This window comes from Psychrobacter immobilis (assembly GCF_904846185.1).
GTDB classification, from domain to species: Bacteria; Pseudomonadota; Gammaproteobacteria; order Pseudomonadales; family Moraxellaceae; genus Psychrobacter; species Psychrobacter immobilis_B.
Genome location: NZ_CAJGZQ010000028.1, coordinates 37,524 through 46,421, shown reverse-complemented (window position 1 = coordinate 46,421; position 8,898 = coordinate 37,524). Strand labels below are relative to the sequence as shown.

General features: G+C 44.0%; 4 protein-coding genes. 1 reads left to right on the top strand and 3 read right to left on the bottom strand.

The genetic code is table 11. The features are described from left to right. Positions 1–231 precede the first annotated feature (231 nt). Positions 232–1,227, top strand: coding sequence for a hypothetical protein (locus JMW94_RS13105; RefSeq protein WP_201604704.1), 996 nt, complete (start codon positions 232–234; stop codon positions 1,225–1,227). Positions 1,228–1,306: 79 nt separating this feature from the next. Here JMW94_RS13105 and ligA read toward each other — a convergent pair whose 3' ends face one another. The 3 genes from ligA to JMW94_RS13090 all read right to left on the bottom strand — a co-directional run bounded on the left by ligA (position 1,307) and on the right by JMW94_RS13090 (position 8,896). Further along, entirely contained in the window at positions 1,307–3,397 is a 2,091-nt protein-coding gene (ligA, locus tag JMW94_RS13100; protein ID WP_201604703.1) for an NAD-dependent DNA ligase LigA, read from the bottom strand. Positions 3,398–3,690: 293 nt separating this feature from the next. Beyond that, positions 3,691–4,719, bottom strand: a complete 1,029-nt coding sequence (locus tag JMW94_RS13095; RefSeq protein ID WP_201604702.1) for a cell division protein ZipA C-terminal FtsZ-binding domain-containing protein — start codon at positions 4,717–4,719, stop codon at positions 3,691–3,693. A 214-nt stretch (positions 4,720–4,933) separates the two neighbouring features. Next, on the bottom strand, positions 4,934–8,896 hold the full coding sequence (locus tag JMW94_RS13090) for an AAA family ATPase (RefSeq protein ID WP_201604701.1): 3,963 nt from the start codon (positions 8,894–8,896) through the stop codon (positions 4,934–4,936). Positions 8,897–8,898 lie beyond the last annotated feature (2 nt).

Here is an 8,898-nt window from a genome sequence, read left to right as displayed (position 1 = left end):
ACTCATGTCTTTGTTTTGGACACTTTTGATCACTTGCGCTCGAAAGTCTGCTGAATAGGTCATGTATTCTTCTGCCGTGTCGCTTATTTTAAAAGTATTGTATCTTATTTATAAAAGACTGACTATAGTTTAAGCCTGGATCATCAGATTAAACTATTTATAAGTATGGCTTCTAGTAAGAAAAACAGCATAAGTATCACCGATATTAAACAAGTACTCAAGAATAAAAATATGGATATTGAAATTGATAATTCATATATAGATAAAATTAAAGGGCATCCCTTAATTTTATATAAGGATGAGAATTTTTATTTTCGATATGATGTTTTCGATATATACTTTAAATCTCTTTTAGTTTCAGAATTATTCAATACTAAAGATTTGCCTGAAATAGAAGAGAACATCTTTAGAATTATTAGTGGTTATTTAAAATTTGATACTAGCTTTGCTAAATCTATTGCAGAAAAAGTAGTGCTTGACGACGACTTAGTGATTTTTTGCTTAGATTTAATAGATAATATAAACAATGAAAGCTTAAATGATAAGAATTTATTTATTTCCGCAATAGTAACTCTTCTACTGACTCTTTTAGAGAAGGGCAATAACCAGTCCAATATTCATACTAGAACTGATATCATTGAAAAAATATTCGAAAGTAATGGATATATACAAGGCTTATGTCTAATTGATATTTTTGGAAACTCTTCTAGCAAGCCAACATTCGATTTCCGCGGTAAAATACTTAAAGACTGTATTTTTATTAATTATGAATATTTCTGGGAATGTACTTTTGATAACTCAACTAGATTTTATGATTCATATTTTAAAGATATTGACCCACGAGACGGCATATCTACGAATATTCCAGAAAAACTTTTTAGCACCAGTTGTGATTTAGTAGAAATCCAACATTTAATCAGTCAGACACGTGAAGATAAAAAAGATCAAAAACAAGATATTTCAACTGACTTAATAAAGGTATTTAAGCTTTTCTATGAACGGGGCAATTTTTACCCTAGAAAACAAGCACAAGTTAGAAAAAAACTATCCGCCGTTAATTTACTTTCTACTCTTATAGAGAAAGGTGTAGTAAAAAATTACAGAGATCCAAAAAAACCAACTATGAAACAATATAAAATAAGTGATGAATATCGAGACGTAATATATTTATTAGACCAAGATACTCCGTCCGTTAAATTTAATAGACTAGTTAAAGATTTGATGTGAAGTTAGCAGTTATTATATATAAACTTTAAAATTAGAGTGAGAGTATAGTAATTACATCACCAAACTCTCACTCTAACTACTATAAATATTCTATCAACGCCAAAAACTCATCCTCACCCACAATCTTAACCCCTAACTTTTCTGCCTTTGCCATTTTTGAGCCAGCCTTATCACCTGCCAGTAGTGCCGTGGTTTTTGCTGAGATGCTTCCTGATACTTTAGCACCGAGCGCCTGTAGTTTCGCTTTGGCCTCATCACGCGCCATGCTATCAAGTGCGCCCGTAATGACCCACGTTTGCCCATCGAGTGGTAGACCTTCTGACGCTACCTGTTCAACCTTATCCCAGTGCACGCCAGCTTCTCGTAATGCCGTGATAACTTCGATATTGTGTGGTGCGCGGAAGAATTTATAAGCGAGTTCAGCGGTGATCGCACCGACGTCAGGCGTTTGCAGTAGCTTATCGATATCAGCAGCCATCAAGCTATCGAGGTCGCCAAATTGCTGCGCCAAATTCTGCGCCGTCGTCTCACCGACACCGCGAATACCCAGCGCATAGATAAAGCGTGCGAGTGTGGTATGCTTACTGGCTTCGATAGCACTGAGAATTTTTTGTACCGATTTTTCGCCCAGTTTCTCAAGCGTAATCAGCTCGTCTTGATGATTGTGCAATTGATAGATATCAGCGACTGTCTTCACCAAGCCATGCTCAAAAAAGCTAATCAACCAACTTGCGCCTAAGCCATCGATATCCATCGCCCGACGCGAGACAAAGTGGATGAGCGCCTCAACCTGCTGTGCGGGACAAAACAACCCACCGGTACAACGCGCCAATGCTTCATCTTTGGGTAATACCACAGGCGAGTCGCATACTGGGCAAGTCGATGGTAATTTAACAGGCTCTAAACCTTCTGGACGCTGGTCTGTCCAAACGCGAGTCACTTTAGGAATCACATCTCCTGCACGGTGGACGCTGACCATATCGCCTGCGCGTACATCCAATCGCTGAATCTCACCAAAGTTATGCAAGGTGACATTGCTGACAGTGACGCCGCCGACTTTCACAGGTTCTAATTTGCCAACAGGCGTAATCGCGCCAGTGCGTCCGACTTGCCATTCGATAGCATGCAAGCGTGTCATGACGGTTTCGGCAGGAAATTTATAAGCAGTCGCCCAGCGTGGCTCACGTGATAAAAAGCCAAGCTGCTGCTGCAACGCCAAGCTATTGACCTTAATCACCATGCCATCAATCTCAAACGGCAGCTCGCCACGTGTTTCCTTCACTGACTCATAATAGGCTTGAGCCTCGCGTGGATTTTGTACCACCTCGACTGCACTGACGGTAAAACCGATGTCCTTTAGCCAAGCGAGCGCTGCTGATTGGGTTTTGATATGCTCAGATAACCCTTGATTGACTGAATAACAGTAAAATGCGAGTGGACGGCTGGCGGCAATGGCAGGGTCAAGCTGACGTAAACTTCCAGCAGCAGCATTGCGTGGATTGGCAAAAGTTTTGTCGCCATTTTCTTCAGCAAGGCGATTCAAACGCTCAAAGCCCGCTTTTGGCATCAGCACTTCACCGCGCACTTCTAATAACGGAATCTCACTTGCAGCAACGAGCCAAAGTGGCAAATTGCGAATGGTTTTGGCATTTTGGGTGATGTCCTCCCCCGTTTGTCCATCACCGCGTGTCACTGCTTGGACAAACTTACCATAAGCGTATTTGAGTGACACCGCCAAGCCATCAAGCTTTAGCTCCATCTCATATTCAGGGTTTTGCTGTGCATCGTTGAGGCGATCATTCACGCGGCGCATAAAGCCATGTAATTCATCATAATCAAAGACATTGCCAAGCGAGAGCATGGGAATATCATGAGTGACTTGGGTAAAAGCCGATAGCGGCATGTCGCCAACTTGGTTAATTGGGCTGTCTGGCTGTACCAAATCCGGATATTGTTCTTCAAGCGCCAATAAAGAGCGGCGCAACTGATCGTATTCGCTGTCTTCTAAAATGGGATTATCAAGCACATAATAGGCATAATTGTGCTGCTTAAGCGCATCGATAAACGTGCGCATCTGGGTAACGATAGCATCATCATTTTTTATAGGATTCGCAGTATTGATGTCTTTATTAATGTCTTTGGAAGTAAGTGGTGAGATAGGGTCAGTCATAGTCGGCGTCTTTTTCTTTACAATTCAAGATGCCGATATGATAACAAGTTTGTAGGATGCTCGGATATAGTCGTTCCTATATAAATTAGATACTGTGTCAGGCTCGCTCAGTCTACTATGTGTAGTACTTTCACTCACCTTCCTTGTATCTAAATTATCTTGAACCGACTCTAACATTTTGCAGAAACTAAAGCCCATTAAAAAAGGCAAATAACGTCAAGCGCTATTTACCTTTTTTAATACTGCTAATATGAATCAGCTTTTATTGATCAACCTGTATTCATACATTAAAACTAACCTTCATAATCGCGAACTTGGTTACGCAATTGCTGCTTGTATTCAGGGGTGATTGGTTCGTTCTCTTCATCGAGCATAATGGCATCCAAATCACTTGCCATCATGTAAGCAATACTCATCATACTATCGAAGCTACGCAGCGCTTGTGGATGCGGCAGCGATAAGAATACTACCACGCCATTATAAGTATTGGTCGCCACGCTATGCGGATCAAAAGGCGCGATACCACTATCGGTGATGCCCATCATGCTAAACCAGAGCATACCCGTACCGTCTTTTTGCTCATAGCGATGGAACATATTCATCGCGCCATAGCGCAGACCATACTTATCAATTAATGCCAATAAGTCACGACCACGGATAATTGCGGCTGGACGGTCGCGATATTGATGCGGCAAGATAGTGATATTAATATTGTCTTTGGCATTGATGAGTGGACCGTTTTGCGCTTCATCCACTGGCTCTGATAAATGCTGATCGAGTATCGGACTGTTATTATCGAAGCTTGGCTCGTCTGCGGTATCAATAGAGGGCATCAAGCTGTCAGTTGCGGACATCAAGCTTGAAAACGCATCCTGCTCTTGCTCGATATGCATCTGCTCAGCGGCTTCTGCAAACTCGCTATTGTCAGCACGCTGCTGCTCGGCTTGCCAGCGCACATAGTCAGCATCATCTATTGTGCCAGTATCGGCTTCAGTATCGCTGTCATTAACATCCGCATGCCCAGCTGTCAGCTGCGTATCAACATGGGTATGAGATTGGGTCAAAGGCTCGTCTTCGACTACCGCATTTAGATAACTGCGATCAGGGGCGATACTTGTTTCGCCAGCGGCTGTATCATCCAAGTCTGGCTGATCGACGATATTGCGTTCATGGCGCGGTATGATAGGAATACCGTTTTTATCATAATTGACCGCTACCGCTTCAGCATTGCTGCGGCGCTTAAAGCTACGAATGACCATAAATAGCCCTGCAAGCATGATAAATGCGGCAATGGCAATCAATATAAACTGAATAGCGGTCATAAGAGATACATCCTAATATATGACAAAAGGGAATACATAAGAGGGAATAAATGGCAATAGTCTAGCATGGCTAATGAATATCGTCACCATATAGTCATCGTTTACCGTGAGGCTGACACACTTGCGTGACGTTGTAATATTGTCACATCATTTCTAACTATACCACTGACAACTGCTACCAGTTATCAATTATTTTTGCCATTTAGCGCTGCTCTTATTCAGAAAGGTAACGTGACGCCTCATCGAGTGAGACGCTGACCAAGGTAGAAATGCCCGCGCTTGGCATGGTCACGCCTTTTAACTCATCGGCAATCTGCATCGTCAATTTATTATGGCTGATAAAGATAAACTGTAAATCGTCTGCTAATTCATGAATGAGACTGGTAAAGCGGACGATGTTCGCGTCATCAAGCGGCGCATCGACCTCATCCAGTACGCAAAATGGCGCGGGATGCTGCTTAAATATCGCAAAAATCAAACTCAATGCAGTAAGCGTCTTTTCACCACCTGAAAGTACAGCGAGGCGGCTATTACGTTTGCCTTTTGGCTGTGCCATCAAGGTTAGCCCTGCCCGCCACTGTTCTGATTTTGGCGCATTAACGGGCATATCATCCGTATTGAGCGTTAAACTGGCTTGCCCGCCACCAAACACTTTGGCAAATAAATTGGCAAGCTCAATATTGACGGCATCGAGCGTCTGCATAAATAGCGTCTTGGTGGTCTCATCAATCGAAGCAATAGCCTCCGTTAACGTCTGCATACTCGCAGCAATATCGGCGGTCTGCTGCGCGAGTGGTTGTAGGCGCTCATTAACCTCTGCCAACTCTGCCACGGCAGCGAGATTGACCGCGCCAATTTTACTTAGCTGCTGCTCAAGTTTGGTACGCTCTGACTCAAGTTCAGCAATTTTATCTGGGCGCACACGGCGATCATGCGCAATAAAATCTGCTAATAAGTTTGAAACGCTCATCACTTGTTGCTGATGCTGTGGGTGCTGCGCTATGTCTGATTGTGCTTTATATTTATGACTCACCTTATAATAAGCATCTAGCGCTTCTTGCGTATGGCTACTAGCATCCTCTAATTTTGCAGCGCTTAGTGCCAGCTCGGTCGAGTGATTGGCAAGCGCATTTTGCTGGGTTTGCAGTGTGTTTTGCAAGGTATCTAGCTCAACCTGCTGCTGATTGTATTCTTGCTTGAGCACCGTTAATGCAGTTTCTCGCCCTGTTAATACAGCCTGCTGCTCATCGCGCGCGTTCTGTGCTGTTTGTAGTAATGCTTGCAGTTCTGGCAATGTATTTTGCTGCTGCTCATGACGCGTCTTTAGATTTTGCTCGCTTTGTAGTGACTTATCAAATTGCGCACTTGCCCGAGTAAGACTGCTAGTGCTGTGTTCTAAACGCATCTCATTTTGTTGAATACGAAGTTGCAAGGCTTGCCAAGCGTCATCATCTGCTTGACGGGTACGACTTAGCTCACTGCGCTCCGCTTGTAATTGCTGAGTTGCCGCACGAGCATCGGCGATTTGTGGCGTTAGCGCTGCTATTTTGCTTTGGATATCTTGCTGCTCATGATTGAGCGATTGTTGTTCTTGCATCAGCTCCTGTTGCTCTTGCTCAAGGGCTGCTTTATCAGCATTGAGGCGTTGGCTGTCCGCTTGCAAACGTTCAGCGTTGGCGCGCTCGGTAGTGAGCTTTTGCTGATATTGATGCTTATCACGAGTTAATTGCTCAGCTTGTGCTCGGGTTTCTTCTAAGCTGACTATCAATGCATCATAGTCACGCTGGTCTTTTGTAATCGCTTTTTTCTGCGCTTCTATTTTGTTCTCAAACTCATCGAGCAAGTCTTCTAACGCTTGTAAACGGCTGCGCTGCTGTAAACGCTGAGTTAAAAATTGACTGTTGCTGTTATTGCTACCATTTTTTCCATCTTGCGCACCAGCAAATTTACTTAGATTAATCGTACCCTGGCGACTGATAAGCCAGCCGTCAGTCGTGAGTAAAATAGCTGACGATGGCAATGCTTTTAAAATCTCAGCAAGCGCTTCTAACGTTTGCTTATTATCTGTCTCAGGCTGTGCAATATATAAATAGCACTGCCGCCAAAGCGCTAAGTTCGGTGCGCTAATCAGCTGTGATAAAGGCAGTACTTTATCAATTAAGTTCTCTGGCAAGACACTGGTAAATGGCGTTGAATCTGTATCATTTGTCTGAGCAGGTAGCCACAAACTATGACCCGTTTCTATTTTGATTGATGGCTTGTCCACTGTATTGGTTTGCGCATTTTGATAAACAAATAAATCTTTTAACTCATGCTCAAGCACCTGCCATAAGCTATTCACTTTCTCAGAGTCATCGCTCACGTTATCAATATTTGGTTGATAAGTTTGGTTAGAAACCAGCACATGGCTATCTAGCCACAATGCCAACACACTATCAAGTAGCTCTGCATGCTGCTGACCTTTCGCGCTTAACTCAATCTGGTCACGCAAGGTGGTAATGGTCAATTGGCTATAGTCGCTAGCTATTTCATTTTCTAAATCACTTTTAACATCAGCAGTTTTTGCATTAGTAAGCTGTTGAGATTTTGCTTTCGGCTTAGGATTCAATATTTGATGCAGGGTATCGTACTCACCCGCCAATACGGCGTGGCGCTTCTCATTCTCGCTTAACTCGCGCTGCTGCGTGTGTAATTGCTGTTGTAAATCCTGCGCTTGCGGTTGTAGCTCAGACAGTCGCTCATCGACGCTGTCTTGTTGGCGTTCAATCTGCTGCAATTGTTTGTTTAGCTCAGCAACTTGCACCGCTAACCTCTGCTGCAAATGATTCGTATCAGAATTATTTTGCAAACCAGCACTTGCAACTGGTGATAGCGACTGCTGTAATTGCTGCCATAAATGCTGCCAATTTTGCTGACGGCGCTGCCATTTTTCATGGTTTTGCTGATAACGTTTTTGTGCTTGGTTATTAATGGCTTGCTGTTGTTCTAGCATGCGCGCATTATCTTGCAAGCGTGATAGCTGATTTTGCGCGTCATGGTAGGCGCGCTGTAATGGTTGCTCGTTGCGTTTATGCGCTTCACGTTTATTCGTTAATTCAATAAGCTTCGGACGCAATCCTTCTAGCACAGTCTGCTGCTCGGCTTGCTCAGCCTTTAGACGATTTATCTCATCGACTGCTTGCTGACTCTGCTGCTCTAAGCTCGTGAGTTGCTGCTCGATAGCGTTTAATTGTGATTTAGCATCACCTAATTGATGCTCTGCTTGTTGATAGCTTAATTGATGCTGATAATGGCTGCTTTGAGCATCGTCTTTGAGCCACTGCTCTTGATTGATATGAGCAGCAAGCTTATCTTGCTTGGCTTTTAGGTTGTCATAGTTGGCTTGTAAAGTTGATACTTCAGTGGCGCTGCGCTCATGCGCTATTTTTTGCTGCTGCTGAGTATGCTTGGCTTGATAGAGCTGTTGAATGGCAAGCTGCTGCTTGATATCAGCAAGCGCTAATGCCAGCTCCTCGTAGCGCTCAGCACTGGCGGCTTGCTTAGACAGACGCTTTTGTTGGCTGACCAGCTCGCTTTGCATATCATGCAGGCGTGCCAAATTATCTTTAGTTTTCCCGAGCTTCTTTTGCGTTTCTTCACGGCGTGCTTGATAGCGCGAGACCCCTGCCGCCTCTTCGATAAACTCACGCAGCTGCATCGGGCTAGACTCAACGATACGCCCAATCATGCCTTGCTCAATCACAGCATAGCTACGTGCGCCAAGTCCCGTACCCAAGAATACATCGACCACATCACGACGACGGCAACGCGTACCATTGATAAAGTAATCTGAGCGACCTTCCTTATTTACCTGACGACGAACGGACAGTTCTTGATACAGATTAAATTCATGGCGAATACCAGTCTGCTCATCTTGCGTATGCTCAAAGGTCAGCTCAACACTGGCGACACTTTTGGCGGATTTATCTTGCGTGCCAGCAAAGATGACATCACTCATCGCGCCGCCACGCAGCTGCTTGGCAGAGGTTTCACCCAGCACCCAACGAATGGCATCAATGACGTTAGATTTGCCACAGCCGTTCGGCCCGACAATGGCGGTGATACCATGACGAAAGGTAAAAGTCGTAGGATTGGCAAAGGATTTAAAGCCTGCCAGCTTGAGAGATTTTAGGCGCATGA

Bases quoted from the DNA above. Each gene is read 5' to 3' on its own strand.
- ligA (WP_201604703.1), bottom strand. From the start codon at position 3,397: ATGACTGACCCTATCTCACCACTTACTTCCAAAGACATTAATAAAGAC.
- JMW94_RS13105 (WP_201604704.1), top strand. From the start codon at position 232: ATGGATATTGAAATTGATAATTCATATATAGATAAAATTAAAGGGCAT.
- JMW94_RS13095 (WP_201604702.1), bottom strand. From the start codon at position 4,719: ATGACCGCTATTCAGTTTATATTGATTGCCATTGCCGCATTTATCATG.
- JMW94_RS13090 (WP_201604701.1), bottom strand. From the start codon at position 8,896: ATGCGCCTAAAATCTCTCAAGCTGGCAGGCTTTAAATCCTTTGCCAAT.